Here is an 18285-nt window from a genome sequence, read left to right as displayed (position 1 = left end):
ATTACTCTATCGCCGCGGACCGACTCAGCTGAGGTCGTGTGTCTCCGGCAGGAGCCGCGTACGCGTCGTTTTGCACAACCGTGCGCGCTCAGGAGGTGTTCCGGTAGCCCCGGCGCTACGCGCAGAGCGAAATTCTCCCCGCCCGTTCGACGGGGTGCTCCGCCACAGGCGCGGGCCGGATCCGCGTCGCCGCGACCCGTCGGTGGGCCGCCGGGAGTCATCCACAGGCTGTGGATGGAATCTCCACCGCCTGTGGACAACGTCGGGGAGGCGTCGCATCTTCCCGGCCCCGGCGACGGATTCCGCCCCGGAAACGCGGCGACGCCGGCCCGGAGGTCGGGCCGGCGTCGGGGCGCCGTGACGATCGTGCCGGTCAGCGCCGGGCGTGGTACTCGTCGACGATCTCCTGGGGGATGCGGCCCCGGTCGGAGATGTCCTTCCCCGCCTTCTTGGCCCACTCCCGGATCGCCCGGTTCTGTTCCCGGTCGGCGGTCGCGCCACCCCGGCCGCGTGCCGCCCGGCCACCGACGACCACGCCGCCCCGGCCGACCTTGGTGCCCGCCGCCACGTAGGGCGCGAATACCTCACGCAATTTCTCGGCGTTCGCACTCGACAGGTCGATCTCGTACTGAACGCCGTCCAGCGCGAACTTGACCGTCTCGTCCGCGTCCCCGCCGTCCAGGTCATCGACCAGCTTGTGAATGATCTGCTTGGCCACGTCCCACATTCCTTTCGAGCAGGGTGCTCCTGCAACTGGCAAGCACAATAACCCGTGCGACGCGCGGCGCGTCAATAGGATGGGGTATAACGACCGGACGGCGCTCGGCGACTACTCCGGCCGGACCAACGGGAACAGGATCGTTTCCCGAATTCCCAGTCCCGTCAGCGCCATCAACAGCCGGTCGATTCCCATTCCCATACCGCCGGCGGGAGGCATTCCGTACTCCATGGCGCGGAGAAAGTCCTCGTCGAGCCGCATCGCCTCGTCGTCGCCGCGCGCCGCCAGCTGCGCCTGGGCCACCAGCCGCTCCCGCTGCACCACCGGGTCGACCAGCTCGGAGTACGCGGTGGCCAGCTCGAAGCCGAGGACGTAGAGGTCCCACTTCTCGGCCAGCCCCGGCTCGCTGCGGTGGCCCCTGGTGAGCGGGCTGGTCTCGATCGGGTAGTCCCGGACGAAGGTCGGCGCCTGCAGGCCGGGGACCACCAGTTCCTCGAACAGTTCCTCGGCGAGCTTGCCCGGACCCCACTTCGGGTCCACGTCCAGCCCGACCTTGTCGGCGTACTCCACGAGCCGGACCCGTTCCGTGGCGACCGTCACCTCCTCACCCAGGGCCTCGGAAAGCACCCCGAACAACGTGACCGACCGCCACTCGCCGCCGAGGTCGAACTCCCGCCCGTCGGCGTGGGTCACCACGGTCGAGCCGCTCACCGCGACGGCCGCCTGTTGTACGAGACTACGGGTCAGCTCGGCCATCGTGTCGTAGTCGCCGTACGCCTGGTACGCCTCCAGCATCGCGAACTCCGGCGAGTGCGAAGAGTCGACGCCCTCATTCCGGAAGTTGCGGTTGATCTCGAAGACGCGATCGACACCGCCGACCACGGCACGCTTCAGAAACAGTTCCGGCGCGATTCGGAGATACAGATCGGTGTTCAGCGCATTGCTGTGGGTCACGAATGGGCGCGCCGCCGCACCGCCGTGCAGCAACTGGAGCATCGGGGTCTCGACCTCGATGAAGCCCCGATCGTGCAACGAATCACGCAGACTGCGCACGGTCGCCGCCCGCGTCCGGACCATCTGCCGCGCCTGCGGGCGGACGATCAGGTCCACGTAGCGCTGCCGGACGCGCGCCTCCTCGGACAGGGGCTTGTGCGCCACCGGCAGCGGACGCAGCGCCTTCGCGGTGATCGCCCACTCCTCGACCAGCACCGACAGCTCGCCCCGCCGGCTGGTGATCACCTCGCCCGTGACGCCGACGTGGTCGCCGAGGTCGACGAGGCGCTTCCAGTCCTCCAGGCGCTCCGCGCCGACCCGGTCCAGCGAGAGCATGGCCTGCAACTCGATGCCGTCGCCGTCGCGCAGGGTCGCGAAGCAGAGCTTGCCGGTGTTGCGTACGAAGATCACCCGCCCGGTGACCGACACCCGGTCGCCGGTGGCCGTGTCGGTGGGCAGGTCGCCGTAGCGCGCCCGTACCTCGGCGAGCGTGGCCGTCCGGGGGTAGCCCACCGGGTAGGGCTCGACGCCGTCCGCGAGCATCCGGTCCCGCTTCTCCCGGCGGACCTTCATCTGCTCCGGAAGGTCGTCGGCGGGGTCCACTGGCAGGGCGTTCTGCTCGGTCACGGCATGCTTCCTCGTCGCAGAGATACGGGGGGTCACGCCCGAGCGTACTCAAGGCCCCAGGTGACCGTTACGGGATAACCTCCGCGCCATGGCTGATCACATCCAGGCGCTGTCGTTCGGCGCCGCCGCGGCCGAATACGACCGGTTTCGCCCTCGGTATCCCGAGGCCGCCCTCCGCTGGGCCCTCGACGGCGTCGGCGCGCCTCCCGCCCGGATCGTCGACCTGGGCGCCGGCACGGGGATCCTGACCCGCGGCCTGCTCGCGCTGGGGCACGAGGTGGTGCCGGTCGAGCCCGATCCGGGCATGCGGGCGCGGCTCGCGGCGGCCACACCGGGTACGACGGCGCTCGCCGGCAGCGCCGAGGCCGTGCCGCTGCCGGACGGGGCGGCGGACGCCGTGCTCGCCGGTCAGGCGTACCACTGGTTCGACCGGGACCGCGCCCACGCCGAGGTGGCCCGGCTGCTCCGCCCCGGTGGGGTGTTCGCCCCGGTCTGGAACACCCGTGACGAACGGGTCGCGTGGGTGGCCGAGCTGGGCCGGATCGCCCACCTGGGCGACAACTCCGGAAACGTGGTCGAGAGGTACGCGGACTTCGGCCCGGCGTTCACGGCCGTCGAGGTGGGCGAGTTCCACCACGCCACCACGCTCACGCCCGACGAGGTCGTCGGGCTGATCCGGACCCGGTCGTACTGGCTCACCGCCTCGCCGGAGGACCAGCGACGGGTCGAGCGGGGCCTGCGGGAGCTGCTGGCCACCCATCCCGACCTCGCCGGCCGGGAGACCGTCGACCTGCCGTACCGGACGGTGGTCCTCCGCGCCCGGCGCCGCTGAGCCGCCGGGAGCGGCCCCGGCTCACACGTTGCGCTCGTACACCATCCGCAGGCCGATCAGGGTGATCATCGGCTCGTGGTGGGTGATCGTCCGGCACTCGTTTATCACGAGCGAGGCGAGGCCGCCGGTCGCGATGACCGCCTTCACCTCGCCGAGTTCCTCGGACATCCGCTCGACGATCCGGTCCACCTGGCCCGCGAAGCCGAAGTACAGGCCGGACTGGAGGCACTCCACGGTGTTCTTGCCGATCACCGAGCGCGGCCGCGCGGCCTCGACCTTGCGCAGCTGGGCCGCGCGGGCGGCCAGCGCGTCGAAGGAGATCTCGATGCCCGGCGCGAAGGCGCCGCCGAGGAACTCGCCCCGGCCGCTGATCACGTCGAAGTTGGTGGTGGTGCCGAAGTCGACCACGATCGACGGGCCGCCGTAGAGCGTGTACGCGGCCAGCGTGTTGACCACCCGGTCCGCGCCCACCTCCTTGGGGTTGTCGATGGCCAGCTGCACGCCCGTCCGGACCCCCGGTTCGACGATCACGCTGGGCAGCTCGCCGTAGTAGCGGGCGAGCATGGTGCGCAGTGAGCGCAGCGCCGCCGGCACGGTGGAACAGGCCGCCACTCCGGTGATCTCGACGGCGTCCCCGGCGAGCAGGCCGCGGAACTTCAGGCCCAGCTCGTCCGCGGTGGACCGCGCGTCGGTCTTGATCCGCCAGGAATGCACCAGCTTGTCGCCGTCGAAGGTCGCCAGCACGGTGTTGGTGTTTCCGATGTCGATGCAGAGCAGCACGCACGCAGCCTAGACAACGAGCGCCGGGGCGGACGCGGACCGGCCGTACACCCGTATCCTTGTCACATCGCGGCATGAGCATGGGTCGATCCACGACGCGCCGGACGGGGAGCGGACATGTCGGGGATGTGGTGGGCGCGGGGACGCAACACCCTGCGCCGGCGTCGGCGACACGTGCTCGTGCTGGCCGTCCTGGCGGGTGGGGCCGTCTGGATGACCATCCGCTCGTGGCAGGAGTCCCGACGGGCGGCGGACAGCTTCGCCGGGGAGCTGTACCTCAACGTCGGCGCCGCGCTGATCATGACCCTGCTGACGTACGTCGTGCTCAACCCGCTGTTCCGCGAACTCCAGACGGCGAGCATCATCGAGCACCCCCGGCTCGACCGGGACGCACTCATCGAACGGGTGGCCGGCGCCCGCGAGCTGGTCGCGATCCTGGAGACGTGGACCAGCATGCTGGAAGGCCCGTACGCGCGCCGGTTCGTCGCCGCGCTGCGGTCCGCGTTGACCAACGGCGCGACCGTACGGGTGCTGCTGCTGGACCCGGACTCCCCCGCCGTCCGCCTGCGCGGTGAGGAGCTGCGCCGCCGGGACGCCACGGTGGCGATCCTCGGCAATCTCTGGCACCTGGCCCGGCTGCACGAGGAACTGCCGGAGTCCGCCCGGGCCCGGCTCCAGGTGCGCATCTACACGGCCGCCCCCTCGGTGCAGATGTACCGCTGGGACGGCAAGGCGTTCATCTCGTTCTTCCCCGTCCGGGGCAGCACCTTCGACACCCAGCAGATCGAGGCGTACGTCTCGACCCCGCTCGGCGAGTTCGTCGACGACCGCTTCGACGAGCTGTGGGAGACCGCGCCGGTGCGGGACCTGGCGGCGTGCCTCACCCTGCGGCTCTGCCTGCGCCAGGGCGGCCGGGACCTGGAGACCTGCGAGGCGCTCTACGTACGCTCCGACGGCGAGTGGTACATCGCGGGGGCCGACCTGGTCCGCAACGTGGCCCGGCACGGGCTGGGCGGCCTGAGCGTCGTCCTGGACCGGCCGGAGGCCGCCGGCGAGGTCTTCGCCATCGGCGAGGCGGACGAGCTGGCTCCCCCGGTCTACCACCGGGTGCTCGAACTGTTCCGCGCCAAGTACGGGTTCGACGGCCGGCAGGACACCGAGAACCGGGTGATCTTCAACCTGACGAGCACGTCGCTCACCACGGTCTGAGGACCGGCGCGTCGCCGGCCACCCGTCACGCCGTACGCAGGTCCAGCGCGATGTCGAGGATCGGCGAGGAGTGGGTCAGCGCCCCCACCGACAGGAAGTCGACGCCGGTGGCGCCGTACTCGGCCGCCACGCCCAGGGTCAGCCCGCCGGTGGCCTCCAGCTCGGCCCGGTCACCCACCGCCGCGACCACCTCGCGGAGCTGGTCGGGCGTCATGTTGTCCAGCAGCAGGAAGTCGGCCCCCGCCTCGACGGCCTCCACCGCCTCGGCCAGGGTGTCGACCTCCACCTGCACCGCCACGTCGGGGAACGCCTCCCGGACCCGCCGGTAGGCCGCCGCGATGCCGCCGGCCGCCAGCTTGTGGTTGTCCTTGATCATGGCGACGTCGTAGAGGCCGAGCCGCTTGTTGGTGCCGCCGCCGGCCCGCACCGCGTACTTCTCCAGGGCCCGCAGGCCGGGGGTGGTCTTCCGGGTGTCCAGCACCCTCGCCTTCGTGCCGGTCAGGGCGTCGGCCCAGGCCCGGGTGTGCGTCGCCACCCCGGACATCCGGCTGAGCAGGTTGAGCGCCGTCCGCTCGGCGGTGAGCAGCAGCCGCGTCGGCCCGGTCACCGTCGCCAGCACGTCACCGCGGGCCACCCGCTGGCCGTCGTGGGCCACCGGCGACACCTCGACCGTACGGCCGACGCCCGTCACCTCGCCGACCAGCTCGAAGACCGCGGCGGCCACGGGCAGCCCGGCCACCACGCCGTCGGCGCGGGCCACCAGGTCCCCGGTGTCGGTCTGCCCCTCGGGGATCGTGGCGACGCTCGTGACGTCGAGGAAGTCCGGGCCCAGGTCCTCGGTGAGCGCCGAGACGATCACCCGGCGCACCTCACCCGGATCCAGGCCACCGGCCCGCAGCGCCTGCTCCGTCGACTCCCTCATCGTGTCTCCTCCCACTGCTGCGTCACGCGGCCCTGCGCCCCGACCGCCTCGACGAGGTGGCCCAGCCACCGGTCGTCGGCCGCCGGGTAGTCCTCCCGCCAGTGGCACCCACGGGTCTCCTGCCGGGCGTACGCGGCGGCGACCAGCGCCGACGCCACGGTGATCAGGTTCGTGGCCTCCCAGTCGGCCGTCCGCGGCCGGCCCCGGCCGGCGCCGAGGTCGGTGAGGACGCCGGCCGTCCCGGCGAGCGTCTCCGCCGAGCGGAGCACCCCGGCGCCCCGGGTCATGGCCCGCTGCAGCGTGGGCGTCCCCTCCGCGGGCACCACCCAACCCCCGCCGCCGACCCACGCGCCGGTCTCCGCCGGGCGGGCCTGCTCGGGCAGACCAGCGGCGATGTCCTCGGCGATCCGGCGCGAGAACACCAACCCCTCCAGCAGCGAGTTGCTGGCCAGCCGGTTCGCGCCGTGCACGCCCGTGCAGGCGACCTCGCCGCACGCGTACAGGCCGGGGATCGAGGTGCGGCCCCGCAGGTCGGTGCGGACGCCGCCCGAGGCGTAGTGCGCCGCCGGGGCGACCGGGATCAGGTCGGTCGCCGGGTCCACGCCGATGGCCAGGCAGGACGCCACGATGGTCGGGAAGCGCCGGGCCAGGAAGTCCCCGCCCAGGTGCCGGGCGTCGAGGAAGACGTGGTCGGCGCCGGTGGCGAGCAGTACGCGGTGGATGCCCTTGGCCACCACGTCGCGCGGGGCCAGTTCGGCGAGTTCGTGCTGGCCGACCATGAACCGCTTGCCGTCGCCGTCCACCAGGTGGGCGCCCTCGCCGCGCAGCGCCTCGGAGACGAGCGGCTGCTGGGCGTGCCCGGCGCCGGGCACCCGGGCCTGCTCGGGCACGATCAGCGCGGTCGGGTGGAACTGGACGAACTCGACGTCGGTGACGGACGCTCCGGCCCGCATCGCCAGGGCGACCCCGTCCCCGGTGGAGACGGCCGGGTTCGTGGTGGCCGCGAAGACCTGGCCCATCCCGCCGGTGGCCAGCACCACGGCCCGGGCCAGGATGGCTCCCACCCCGTCCTCGCTGCCCTCGCCGAGCACGTGCAGGGTGATCCCGCAGGCCGGCCCGAGCCCGCCCGGACCGTCGCCGGGGGCGCGCAGCAGATCCAGCACGAGCGCGTGCTCGACCAGCCGGATCCACGGGTCGCGGCGGACGGCGGCGTGCAGCGCCCGCTGCACCTCGGCACCGGTGGCGTCACCCCCGGCGTGCACGATGCGGTCGGCCCGGTGGCCGCCCTCGCGGGTGAGCATCAGCGAGCCGTCGGGGTTCCGGTCGAACTCGGCGCCGATCCGCATGAGTTCGCGCAGCCGGGTCGGCCCCTCCTCGACCAGGGCCCGGACCGCCGCCGGGTCGCACAGCCCCACACCGGCGACCTCGGTGTCGAAGGCGTGCGCCGCCGGGGTGTCCGCCGGGTCGAGCACCGCCGCGATGCCGCCCTGCGCCCACCGGGTCGACCCGTCGTCGATGTTGACCTTGGTGACGACGGTGACGTGCAGGCCCGCCTCGCGCAGGTGCAGCGCCGCGGTGAGCCCGGCCACCCCCGAGCCCACCACGATCACGTCGGTCGTCTCCACCCAGCCGGGTGCGGGTGCGGCCAGCAGGCTGGGCAGGGCCGGCAGGTCGACGGTCGGAAGCTGCATGGACACAGTCAACCCCGAACGGCGCTCACGAGAGGCGGCGGGGGCGGGACGAGTGGTTTCGACTACCTCGTACCGTCGGTCGGCCCGCCAGGCCCGCCTGGGCGTCTCGTCGCCCTCACCTGGTGCGGACCGGTAGCCCGGCCGGGCCGGCCCCCTTGAGCGAGCCCGTCACCGTCCGGTGGCTGAGCCAGAGGTAGCAGCGCACCCCCCGGTCGCCGGCCCGCCAGCGGCCGGCACCGGGCGGACGGACCACCACACCGCTGCGGAAGCGCAGCTCGTCGTCGTCCGGCACGCCCACGTAGCGGCTGAGGACCGACCGGCAGCCCGTGTAGAGGGGCACCCAGTCGGCCTGCCGGGTCGGGTAGGCACCCTCGGGCGCCCGCCACACCCCGACGAACTCGGCGTCGTGCCGGGTCGCGCAGTCCACGGGCACCAGCGTCTGCACACCCCCGCCCCGACCGCCCCGGGTCTGCTGGCATCCCAGCCGCAGCGGTGACGGCCCCTTCAGCGCGTCCCGCAGGCTGCCCGTCCGGGTGACCACCACGGCCGCCGCCTCGACGCTGTTCACCTCGGCCAGGTCGCAGCGGTACCAGCGGGATCCCGACGACCAGCCCATTGCGGACGGCACCGCCACGGAGAGCCGCAGGCGGCCGGCGCGCCAGTCGTCACCCACGTACCCGCTGGCCCGGGCGTCGCAGTCGGCGAACGCGCCGCGCAGGTCGGCGGAGTCGTTGGCCGGCGGCGCGGGCCGCGACGGGAACGCGCCGACGTGGACCGTCTCCACCCGGTGCGGCTCGGCGCAGTCGATCGGCTGGTACGCCGCCAGCGTCACCACGTCGGTGGCGTCGCCCGCCTGGCACACTCCCGCCGCCGGGGTGAACGCCGCCGCGGCCGGCAGCGCGGGCCAGTCGTCGGTGAGGTCGCCGTCGCCGTCGCCCGACCCGCAACCGGTCGACAGGGCCGCCGTGGCGGCGACCGCGAGCAGGACGGTCATCGAACGGCGCATCGCGGCCTCCCCCAGGCACCGCCCGCCTCCCGGCGGTGTGACAAGGGTAACCATGAATACGCACTGGGTGACAGACCGCGCGCACCCGCCCCTCACCCCGCGATCTTGCAGTTTCCGCCCCGACAAACGGCGCAAAAGCCACGAAACAGGGGCCGGAAGTGCAAGATCGCGGAGGGTCAGACGGCGGCGTACGGGTTGGGGACCGGATCGCCGGCCGTGCCGGGGACCGCCGTGGCGGCGTCCGCCGTCAGGTCCACGATCCGGTTGTCGGCGTCGACGTGCACCACCCGCGGCCGGTAGGCGCGCGCCTCGGCGTCGTCCATCTGCCCGTACGCGATGAGGATGACCAGGTCGCCGGGGTGCACCAGGTGCGCGGCCGCGCCGTTGATGCCGATCACGCCGCTGCCCCGCTGGCCCGGGATCACGTACGTCTCCAGCCGGGCCCCGTTGGTGACGTCCACGATCGCCACCTGCTCGCCCGGAAGCAGGTCCGCGGCGTCGAGAAGATCCTCGTCCACCGTGACCGAGCCGACGTAGTGCAGGTCGGCCTGGGTCACCGTGGCGCGGTGGATCTTCGACTTGAGAATGGTTCGCAGCATCGGGATGGCCTTTCGCACGGAAGCGGGGGTCAGGAACGGGGGGCCAGGCGGATCGGCATGTTGTCGATCAGGCGGGTGGTGCCCACCCAGGCGGCGACGAGCAGCCGGGCAGGCCCGCTGACCGGCCCTGGTTCGAGGTCCGGATCGGTCAGCACCAGGTAGTCCAGCCGCGCGCCCGGCGTACCGGCGCCGAAGGCCCCGTGCGCGGCGGCCAGCACGGCGCCCGCGTCCCGCCCCTGCTCGGCGGCCTCGGCACCGGCGCGCAGCGCGGCCGAGAGGCTCAGCGCCGCGGCCCGCTCCTCCGGCGAGAGGTACCGGTTCCGGCTGGACAGCGCCAGCCCGTCCGGCTCCCGTACGGTCGGCACGCCGACCACCCGCACCGGGACGTCCAGGTCGCGGGCCATCCGCCGGACCAGCGTCAGCTGCTGGTAGTCCTTCTCGCCGAAGAACGCCAGGTCGGGGCGCGTGAGCTGGAACAGCTTGAGCACCACCGTGAGCACACCGTGGAAGAAGCCGGGACGGCTCTGCCCCTCCAGCTCGCCACCCAGGCGGCCAGGGTCGACCCGCACCCGGGGCTCGCCGTCCGGGTACATCTCGTCCCGCTCCGGCGCGAAGACCACGTCGGCGCCGGCCCGCCGGCAGACCTCCAGGTCGGCGTCGAGCGTACGGGGATAGCGGTCGAAGTCCTCCGTCGGACCGAACTGCAACGGGTTCACGAAGATCGTCACGAGCACGTGGTCGGCCTGCTCACGGGCCGCCCGCAGCAGCGCCTCGTGCCCGGCGTGCAGCGCCCCCATGGTCATCACCACGCCGACCGTGCCGGTCAGCCCGGCCCGGGCCGTGGTCAGCTCCTCGCGCGTCCTCACCAGCTCCATACCGCGGCCACCTCCCGGACCCTCGTCAGCACCACCGCGCCCGCCGGCATTCCCGTCACGCGGCCACCTCCCGCTGCGTGTCGGCGAGCACCCCGAGCAGCGACGCGGCGTCGGCCGGGCGCAGCCGGCCCGCCGCGATGGCCCGGTCGGCGGTACGCCGGGCCAGCGCCAGGTAGGGGGCGAGCGACTCGGGAGCCGTGGCGGCGAGCCGGGCGAGGTGCCGCTCGACGGTGCCGGCGTCGCCGCGCGAGACCGGACCGGTCAGGGCGTCGTCGCCCAGCCGCAGGGCGTTCTCCAGCGCGGCCCGCAGCAGCGGGGCGAGCACCTTCTCGGGCTGGGTCACCCCCGCGTCGCGGAGCCGGTCGGCCGCCTCGTTGACGAGGGTCACCAGGTGGTTGGCGCCGTGCGCCAGCGCCGCGTGGTACAGGGCGCGGTCCGCCTCACCGATCCACTCCGGCACGCCACCCAGGTCGGCCACGAGCCGGGCGGCCAGCGGTCGCAGGTCCGCGGGGGCCGTCACCCCGTACGAGATGCCGGCGAGCCGGCCGAGGTCGTCCGGCGTACCGGTGAACGTCATGGCCGGGTGCAGCGCCAGCGGGCGGGCGCCGACCGCGGCGGCCGGGTCGAGCACGGCCAGCCCGTGTGCTCCGGAGGTGTGCGCGACGACCTGCCCGGTGTGGAGCGCGCCGCCGTCGGCGAGGGCGGCCACGACACCGGCGAGCGCGTCGTCCGGTACGGCGATCAGCAGCAGGTCGGTGGCCGTCCGGGCCACGTCGGCCGCGGCGCGGGACGGCACGCCGGGCAGCAGCAGGGCCAGGCGGGCGCGGCTCGCACCGGACCCACCGGCGGCGGCCACCACCCGGTGACCCGCGGCGGTGAGGGCGGCGCCCAACACGGTGCCGACGCGGCCGGCGCCGACGACACCGACTGTCAGGGAACGGGGGGCTGCGGTGGCCGGGGCGCCCGGGCGGGCGGAGCCGACGGTGGCGGCCCGCGGCGGGGCGGCCGGGCGCGGGCGCAGCGGTGCGCTCATCGTGACGATCCAGTCCTCGAGAAGGGGTACCGGTCGATGGCAAGTATGCGCCCGGGCAACCGGATCGAAACCCCGGTTGTGAAAACCTTCACCCGGCCCGCCGCGTCCGGGAAGGGGCCCCTCCGACACGTCGGGGAACGTGCCGGAGGAAGCCCCTCGGGGTCAGCGGTGCGAGGCCAGGAAGCCGGCGTCGAGGAACTTGAAGTTCGTGTCGGGGCGGGCCTCGCCGTCCTCGCCGGGCGTCTCCGGCGTGTTCCGGCCGTCGTGCACCACCAGCAGGCCGCCCGGGTAGCCGGGCAGCGGGGTGGAGACCACGGCAGCGCCGTCGCACTCCTGCGACCCGTCGACCCGCCCGTCGACGACGGCGAACCGACCGGTGGGCCGGTCCGTGCGCCGGTCGTACGTGTAGAAGGTGTCGTCGCCCTGGCTGGAGACGACCAGCGTGCCGGTGGAACGGCCGGTGCGGTAGATGGTCAGCCCCTCCACGTCCTGGGCGATCCGGCCGCCGAAGCCCGGGTCGGCCGCGTAGTCGGTCACGCAGTCCTCCTCGTCGGCGTCGTACGCCGCCGGGACGCCGTACTCACGGACCCGCTCGACCGGCTGCGGGGCACCGCGGAAACGCCCGTCGACCAGCCGGATCCGCCACAGGCCGACCTTCTCCTGCGCCAGGTGCACCACGCCGGTGTCCGGGTCGACGACCGTCCCCTCCACCTGCGGCCCGTCACCCGGGTCCGTGCACGGCGACCAGCGGCTGCCGTCCGGCAGGGTGAACGTCGACGGCAGGACCAGCCGGTCGACCCGCCGGTAGGTGACCCGGCCGGCGCGCTCGACGAGCCGGAACACGCCCACCTCCGGGGTGCTGCGCCGGCTCACCACGGCGTACACCGCGCCGTCGGGCGCCGTGTAGGTGCCGAGGCCGTACGCCGTCCGCTGCTCGTTCACCTCGGCCTGGTCCCGGCTGAACGCGAACGGCACGTCCGGGGCGGTGACGTCGGTCAGCCGCCGGGACGCCGGATCGATCCGGTAGAAGCGCAATTGGTCGCGGCCCCGGTCGGTGACCACCGCCAGGTCCACCCGGCGACCGCCCAGCCCGAAGCCGGAGACCAGGTCCACGTTGTTGAACCGGCCCGCCTCGTCGTCCGGCCCCGGCGCCGCCGGCGTGCCGATCGACTGCCGCTCCCGCGCGGCGAGGTCGTACACGCGCAGGCCGCCGTTCTTCGCGGTGGCGATGACCAGGCTGCCCGCCCGGTCGGTCGGGTGGATCCAGATCGCCGGGTCGTCGGCGTCCGCGTCGCCGCCGGCCGCGTCGTCGAAGAGGGAGGGGGTCTCGACCGCCGCACGGACCGGACGCGGCACGTCGCCGCCCGGGCGGGTCGGTGCGGCGCCCGCGGGGACGCCGGCCAGCAGCAGCGGTACGACCACCGCGGCGGGGATGAGGAGTCGTCTCATACCGGCTGACCGTAGGGTCGGCACGGTGACGGACCCTGAACCGGAGATGAACTGATGCCGATGCGCTGGCGGGACGCCATGGACCGGGCGCTCTACGGCCCGGGCGGCTTCTTCGTCGCCGGGGCGGGCCCGGCGGGGCACTTCCGCACCTCGGTGCACGCGTCCCCGGCGTTCGCCCGTGCCCTCCTCCACGTGGTCGAACACGTGGACGCCGCCCTCGGCCGTCCGTCCCGCCTCGACGTGGTCGACGTGGGCGCCGGGCGCGGGGAGCTTCTGCGCGCGTTGATGGAGACCCTCGGGGTTTCCGGGGAGCCCACCCGCTCCGGGCGGTCAGGCTTGATCCCTCCGCGGGCGGGCTCCCCGGAAACCCTGACGTCCACGGCCGCCGGCCGCCCGTCGCCCGCCGCACCCGCGTCCGGGTCCGCCGGCCGGTCGCCCGCCGTCGCGGTCCCGCTGGCCGAGCGCGTACGGTTCACAGCCGTCGAACTCGCCCCCAGACCGGCGGACCTGCCCCAGCGGATCGCCTGGGTGCACGAGATCCCCTCCGGGATCACCGGGGTTCTCCTGGCCACCGAGTGGCTGGACAACGTGCCCCTCGACATCGCGGTATCCGCCAGCGACGGCTGGCGTTACCTGCTGGTCGACCCGACCACGGGCGAGGAGAGCGTCGGTGACCCGGTCGGACCCGAGGACGCCGCCTGGCTCGAAACCTGGTGGCCCGTACCCGGCGGACACCTGGCAGTCGAGCCCACAGCCGGGACCGGCGGTGCGAGCCAAACCCCCACCGTGACGGGTGTACGGGCGGAGATCGGCAGGAGCCGCGACGAGGCGTGGGCCGACGCGGTCGGCAGGCTCGACCGGGGACTGGCGTTGGCCGTGGACTACGGGCACCTGCGGGACGGGCGGCCCGTGGACGGGACGTTGACCGGGTACCGGGGTGGACGGCAGGTGCCGCCGGTGCCGGACGGCTCGTGCGACGTGACCGCCCACGTCGCCGTGGACTCGGTCGCCTCCGCCGGTGTGCGGGTCGCCGGGTGTGCGTACGCCCTGGGGTCGCAGCGGGAGGCGATGCGGGCGCTCGGGGCCGACGGCGGCCGACCGCCGCTGAGCCTGGCCGCGAGCGACCCCGCCGGGTACGTCCGGGCGCTCGCCGCGGCGTCCCTGGTGGCCGAGCTGACCGACCCGGCCGGCCTCGGCGGGCACTGGTGGCTGCGGCAACCGGTCGGCGTCGCGGTCGATGCGCTCGTGGCACGATGACGGGCATGACCACCGACGCCCGGGATCTCCGCGAGCTGACCGTCGGCACCGGGGCCGGCCTGGTGGCGGGCACCGGCGGTGAGCAGCTCGGCACGGACATGGTGCTCAACATCGGCCCCCAGCACCCCTCCACGCACGGCGTGCTCCGGCTCAAGCTGGTGCTCGACGGCGAGCGGGTGGTGTCGGCCGAACCGATCATCGGCTACATGCACCGGGGCGCCGAGAAGCTGTTCGAGGTGCGCGACTACCGGCAGATCATCGTGCTGGCCAACCGGCACGACTGGCTGTCGGCGTTCTCGAACGAGCTGGGTGTGGTGCTCGCCGTCGAGCGGCTCATGGGCCTCGAGGTGCCGGAGCGGGCGATCTGGCTGCGGATGGCCCTCGCGGAGCTGAACCGGGTGCTCAACCACCTGATGTTCCTCGGCTCCTACCCGCTGGAGATCGGCGCCATCACGCCGATGTTCTACGCGTTCCGGGAGCGGGAGACCCTCCAGGCGGTCATGGAGGAGGTCTCCGGCGGCCGGATCCACTACATGTTCAACCGGGTCGGCGGGCTGAAGGAGGAGGTGCCGTACGGGTGGACCGGCCGGGCGCGCGCCGCCATCGGCGAGGTGCGCCGGCGGTTGCCCGACCTGGACAACCTGATCCGGCGCAACGACATCTTCCTGGCCCGCACCGTCGGCGTCGGGGTGCTCTCCGCGGCCGACGCCGCCGCGTTCGGGGCGTCCGGCCCGGTCGCCCGCGCCTCCGGGCTCGACTTGGACCTGCGCCGCGACGAGCCCTACCTGGCCTACGACGAACTCGACGTGCCGGTGGTGACCCGCACGGCCGGGGACTGCCACGCACGGTTCGAGGTGCTGCTCGACCAGGTGTACGTCTCGCTCGACCTCGCCGAGCGGTGCCTGGAGCGGGTCGACCGGTTGACCGGGCCGGTGAACACCCGGCTGCCGAAGGTGGTCAAGGCCCCCGAGGGGCACACCTACGCGTGGACCGAGAACCCGCTCGGCATCAACGGCTACTACCTGGTCTCGCGCGGCGAGAAGACGCCGTGGCGGCTCAAGCTGCGCACGGCGTCGTACGCCAACGTGCAGGCGCTGGCCACGCTGCTGCCGGGGTGCCTCGTGCCGGACCTGATCGCGATCCTCGGCTCGATGTTCTTCGTGGTCGGCGACATCGACAAGTAGGTCCGGTCACCCCGACGGGCGGCCTCCACGGCGGGCTCCCCGGTCCGATGTCCCCGGTCAGCGCCAGCGCGCCCCGCCGGAGCGGGGTGCCTCCTGCGGCGGGTACCCGTGGCGTTCCTCGTCGGCCCGCGGGCGCCGGCCCACCCACTCCGGCTCGGCGTCGGCCGACCGGTGGTCGCGCTGCCGTGGCGGGCGCCACTCGTCCGGCACCGGGACGCCGCCGGAGGGCAGGGCCGGCCGGTCCTCGGGCTCCGCCCAGCCGTCCCGCCGTCCCTCGTCGCCACGCCCGTACGCCGGGCGCCCCACGCCCCAGCGGGGCTCGTCCCGGGGCGGCTCGCCCCAGCGGGAGTCCTCCCGGGGCGGCTCGTCGTGCCGCACGGAGGCCCAGCGGTCGGCCACCCGGTACTCGGCGCCGGTGGCGTCCGCGTGCACCTCGGCGCGCCGCTCGCCCATCCGCACCTCCCGGCCCCGGTCGTCGTCGCGGACGGCGGCCCAGCGGTCACCGGCGCGCATCTGCGTCCAGTACTCGCCGGTGTCGTCCGGCCGGGCGGCCGGTCCGCTCCGGGCCGGCTCCGCCGGGTCGGCCCAGCCCCGGTCACCCGGCCCGCCACCGTGGTCCGGCCAGCCGCGCTGGTCGTCCGGAGAGGACCAGGCCGGTTCGTCGCGCCGGCCCGTCCAGGGCCGCTCGTCGCGCGGGGCGTCCCAGCCGGGTTCGTCACGCGGGGCGTCGGACCCGGCCCACGGGCGGTAGTCGCCGTGCCGGGGACGCTCCTCGGGGCCGGCGTGCCCCGGCCAGGGCCGCTCGTCGGGGCCGGCGTGCCCCGGCCAGGGGCGCTCCTCGGGGCCGGCCCACCGGTCGTCGGCTCCGGCCCAGGGCCGCTCCTCGGCGGGTGGCGACCAACCGCCGGCGTACCCGCCGTAGCGGCCGCCGGTCGGCTCGGCCGGCGCACCGTCCACGATGGTGTGCCGGGTGGTGACGTGCACGGTCTCGGTGTGCCGGACCAGTCCGATCGGTCGGGGCGCCGGCTCCCGGTCGTGGTCGCCGGGGCGCGCGCCGTAGACGCCGGGCTGCGCCGCAGGCGGGCGGTCACCGCCGTAGACACCGGATCCCGCACGGTCGCCGTACGTTCCGCCGGCCGGGCGGTCACCGCCGTACACACCGGATCCCGCACGGTCGCCGTACGTTCCGCCGGCCGGGCGGTCACCGCCGTACACACCCGAGCCCGCGCGGTCCCCGTACGTCCCGGCAGCCGGACGCTCCGCGCCGTGCCGGCCGGCGGCGGGGCGGTCTCCGTGGGCCGGGCCACGACCCGGCACCGGTTCGTCGTCCCGGTCGTCGCGCCCCCAGCGCGGTGCGTCGTCCTCCCGGGCCGCCGCCCGGCCCCGCCCCGGCGGGACGTCCTCGTCCACCTCGGCGGCGGGCACCCGGGCCCGACCGGCTCCGGCCGGCTCCTCGGCCGCCCCCACGAGGGCGGCACCGGTGGCGTCGAGCCGCCGGCGGATCGCGGCCACCGCCTCCTGGGCCCGCTGGGCCTGGTCGAGCGCCTGGTTGCCCCGCTGGGCGGCGGCCACGATCTCGCCGCGCAACTCCCGGCGGAGTTGCTCCATCTCGTCGAGCACTTCCTCGACGCGGGCCTGGCCGCCCTCGCCGTCGGCCCGTAGCGCGATCGACAGACCGATCAGCACCACGGCCAGGATGGCGAGCACCGCGGCGAAGCGCAGCGGACCGTTGCCGTCCGCCACGAGCAGGATCAACGCCGCCACCGGCGCCAGCCCGACGCCGATCCAGAAGAGCACCGTCAGCACCGTGCGACTGGGTCGGGTTTCGGGGGCGGGCATGGCTGTGCAGCCTACCGAGAGTTGCGCCGCGTGGGAACGGGCCCAGTGAGGGTGGGCTGCCCCGACATCCGGCTGTGGCCCGCATGCCACCTGCCGGTCACCACACCGTGTCACCGGCGGGCCCCGACCGTGCGGCGCAGGTCGGGGCCCGCCGGTGAGGGCTCAGCTGGCGGCCAGCGCGCCGTCGGAGGAGAGGACCAGCCCCACGCTGGCGCTCCCGGTCTTCAGCGCGTTCTTGGTCTGCGGGCCGCCCGCGTCCAGCGAGCTGAACGAGCCGGCCGTGAAGCGGTAGACCTCGACGAGGCCGGCCTGGCACTTCGGACGCTGCGGGCACTCCGGCGGCCCGGCCAGCACCGTCGCCTGACCCGAGCACTTGGCGGCCAGATCCGACAGGGTGCGGACGCCGTACTTGTCGGCGAACGCCGTGGTGACCGCGAACGCGTTCTGGTCCTGCGCGGCCGAGGGCGTGCCGAACGTGATGCCCACCTTGTCGCCGGTCGCCTTCAGCGCCGCCACGGTCTTCTCCAGGTCGGGCGAGGAGACCGGTGCCGCACTCTGGCCGTTGACCTTGGTGTTGAGGAACTCCGCCATCGTCGCCGCGTACTCCGGGACGACCTGGATCTCGCCCTTCTCCAGGGCCGGCTCGTAGAGCTCCCGGTTGCCGATCTGCTGCACCCGCACCTGGTAGCCGGCGGCGGTGAGCGCGATCCGGTAGAGCTCGGCGAGCGTCTCGCTCTCGCTGAAGTTGCCCGCGCCGACCACGATCTCGCCGCCGGGGCCCTTCGCGATCCCAGACGTGAGGCCGGCGGCCGAGGCGAACTCCTCGGCGGCCGCCTTCGGCGTCTTGCGGTCGACGTCGACCGCCTTGTTGAGCTGGATGAGCTTGGGCGTGTCCAGCGCCGCGGAGACCTTGTCGAGCGCGGTGATCACCTGTGGCTGCGCCGCGTCGACGTTGACCGCCGGGATGATGTTGTCGCTGTTCTGGAGCTTCTTGTCGTCCTCGAGGACCACCAGTTGGTCACCGGCGACGGGCGCGCAGCCCGCCCCGCTCGCCGCCTGCTGCGGTGCCTCGGTGCCCGAGGAGCCGGCGTCGCCGCAGCCGGTCAGCAGCCCGGCGGCGGTGAGGGCCGCCGCCGCGCCGACGGCCAGCCGTGTACGTGCGTGCATCGTGCCCGCCTTCCGTGTCCCGGCGCGACCCGTTCCGGGCCGGCCGCGTGTCCGACGGGCGATCCTGTGATCGGCCGCCCGCGATTTCCCACCCAACATCCTCC

At 74.3% G+C, this 18285-nt stretch carries 16 protein-coding genes; 4 read left to right on the top strand and 12 right to left on the bottom strand.

Going from position 1 to position 18285, the window contains the following annotated elements; genetic code table 11:
* Positions 1 to 373: 373 nt before the first annotated feature.
* Positions 374 to 718: a histone-like nucleoid-structuring protein Lsr2 gene (locus D7I43_RS19030; protein ID WP_192902198.1), complete on the bottom strand. Its 345-nt coding sequence runs from the start codon at positions 716 to 718 to the stop codon at positions 374 to 376.
* 111 nt (positions 719 to 829) lie between these two features.
* On the bottom strand, positions 830 to 2338 hold the full coding sequence (gene lysS, locus D7I43_RS19025) for a lysine--tRNA ligase (protein WP_120329879.1): 1509 nt from the start codon (positions 2336 to 2338) through the stop codon (positions 830 to 832).
* Between the two features lie 88 nt (positions 2339 to 2426).
* On the opposite strand from lysS, the gene D7I43_RS19020 reads away from it, so the two are divergent.
* Positions 2427 to 3170: a class I SAM-dependent methyltransferase gene (locus D7I43_RS19020; protein ID WP_120329878.1), complete on the top strand. Its 744-nt coding sequence runs from the start codon at positions 2427 to 2429 to the stop codon at positions 3168 to 3170.
* Between the two features lie 21 nt (positions 3171 to 3191).
* Here D7I43_RS19020 and D7I43_RS19015 read toward each other — a convergent pair whose 3' ends face one another.
* Complete coding sequence (locus tag D7I43_RS19015) at positions 3192 to 3950, bottom strand: type III pantothenate kinase (protein WP_120329877.1); 759 nt, start codon at positions 3948 to 3950, stop codon at positions 3192 to 3194.
* A gap of 117 nt (positions 3951 to 4067) precedes the next feature.
* Between D7I43_RS19015 and D7I43_RS19010 the strand changes: the two genes are divergently transcribed.
* Positions 4068 to 5159, top strand: coding sequence for a hypothetical protein (locus D7I43_RS19010; protein ID WP_147427263.1), 1092 nt, complete (start codon positions 4068 to 4070; stop codon positions 5157 to 5159).
* A 25-nt stretch (positions 5160 to 5184) separates the two neighbouring features.
* Here D7I43_RS19010 and nadC read toward each other — a convergent pair whose 3' ends face one another.
* The 7 genes from nadC to D7I43_RS18975 form a co-directional block, all read right to left on the bottom strand.
* Positions 5185 to 6081, bottom strand: coding sequence for a carboxylating nicotinate-nucleotide diphosphorylase (gene nadC / locus D7I43_RS19005; protein ID WP_120329875.1), 897 nt, complete (start codon positions 6079 to 6081; stop codon positions 5185 to 5187).
* On the bottom strand, positions 6078 to 7772 hold the full coding sequence (locus D7I43_RS19000; protein ID WP_120329874.1) for an L-aspartate oxidase: 1695 nt from the start codon (positions 7770 to 7772) through the stop codon (positions 6078 to 6080). Before D7I43_RS19000 ends, nadC begins: the two co-directional genes overlap by 4 nt.
* 115 nt (positions 7773 to 7887) lie before the next feature.
* Positions 7888 to 8778: a septum formation family protein gene (locus D7I43_RS18995; protein ID WP_120329873.1), complete on the bottom strand. Its 891-nt coding sequence runs from the start codon at positions 8776 to 8778 to the stop codon at positions 7888 to 7890.
* Between the two features lie 176 nt (positions 8779 to 8954).
* Positions 8955 to 9377: an aspartate 1-decarboxylase gene (gene panD / locus D7I43_RS18990; protein ID WP_120329872.1), complete on the bottom strand. Its 423-nt coding sequence runs from the start codon at positions 9375 to 9377 to the stop codon at positions 8955 to 8957.
* Between the two features lie 29 nt (positions 9378 to 9406).
* Entirely contained in the window at positions 9407 to 10252 is an 846-nt protein-coding gene (gene panC / locus D7I43_RS18985; protein WP_120329871.1) for a pantoate--beta-alanine ligase, read from the bottom strand.
* Positions 10253 to 10307: 55 nt separating this feature from the next.
* Entirely contained in the window at positions 10308 to 11285 is a 978-nt protein-coding gene (locus D7I43_RS18980) for a Rossmann-like and DUF2520 domain-containing protein (protein ID WP_120329870.1), read from the bottom strand.
* A 162-nt stretch (positions 11286 to 11447) separates the two neighbouring features.
* A complete protein-coding gene (locus D7I43_RS18975; RefSeq protein WP_120329869.1) occupies positions 11448 to 12734 on the bottom strand; it encodes a phytase in 1287 nt (428 codons plus the stop codon).
* 54 nt (positions 12735 to 12788) lie between these two features.
* Here D7I43_RS18975 and D7I43_RS18970 point away from each other — a divergent pair, with 54 nt between their 5' ends.
* Together D7I43_RS18970 and D7I43_RS18965 are read left to right on the top strand one after the other, a co-directional pair.
* On the top strand, positions 12789 to 13991 hold the full coding sequence (locus tag D7I43_RS18970; RefSeq protein WP_240033036.1) for an SAM-dependent methyltransferase: 1203 nt from the start codon (positions 12789 to 12791) through the stop codon (positions 13989 to 13991).
* On the top strand, positions 13988 to 15175 hold the full coding sequence (locus D7I43_RS18965) for an NADH-quinone oxidoreductase subunit D (RefSeq protein ID WP_192902197.1): 1188 nt from the start codon (positions 13988 to 13990) through the stop codon (positions 15173 to 15175). Before D7I43_RS18970 ends, D7I43_RS18965 begins: the two co-directional genes overlap by 4 nt.
* Positions 15176 to 15232: 57 nt before the next feature.
* On the opposite strand, the gene D7I43_RS18960 is transcribed toward D7I43_RS18965, so the two are convergent.
* The gene (locus D7I43_RS18960) at positions 15233 to 17014 is read right to left on the bottom strand and encodes a hypothetical protein (protein WP_147427262.1); all 1782 of its coding nucleotides are present in this window, start codon (positions 17012 to 17014) and stop codon (positions 15233 to 15235) included.
* A 162-nt stretch (positions 17015 to 17176) separates the two neighbouring features.
* A complete protein-coding gene (locus tag D7I43_RS18955; RefSeq protein ID WP_120329866.1) occupies positions 17177 to 18181 on the bottom strand; it encodes a glycine betaine ABC transporter substrate-binding protein in 1005 nt (334 codons plus the stop codon).
* Positions 18182 to 18285 lie beyond the last annotated feature (104 nt).

It is taken from the genome of Micromonospora globbae, assembly GCF_003610785.1.
Lineage (GTDB): Bacteria > Actinomycetota > Actinomycetes > Mycobacteriales > Micromonosporaceae > Micromonospora > Micromonospora globbae.
The sequence above is the reverse complement of the archived record's forward strand: the minus strand, read 5'-3'. Positions and strand labels throughout refer to the sequence as shown.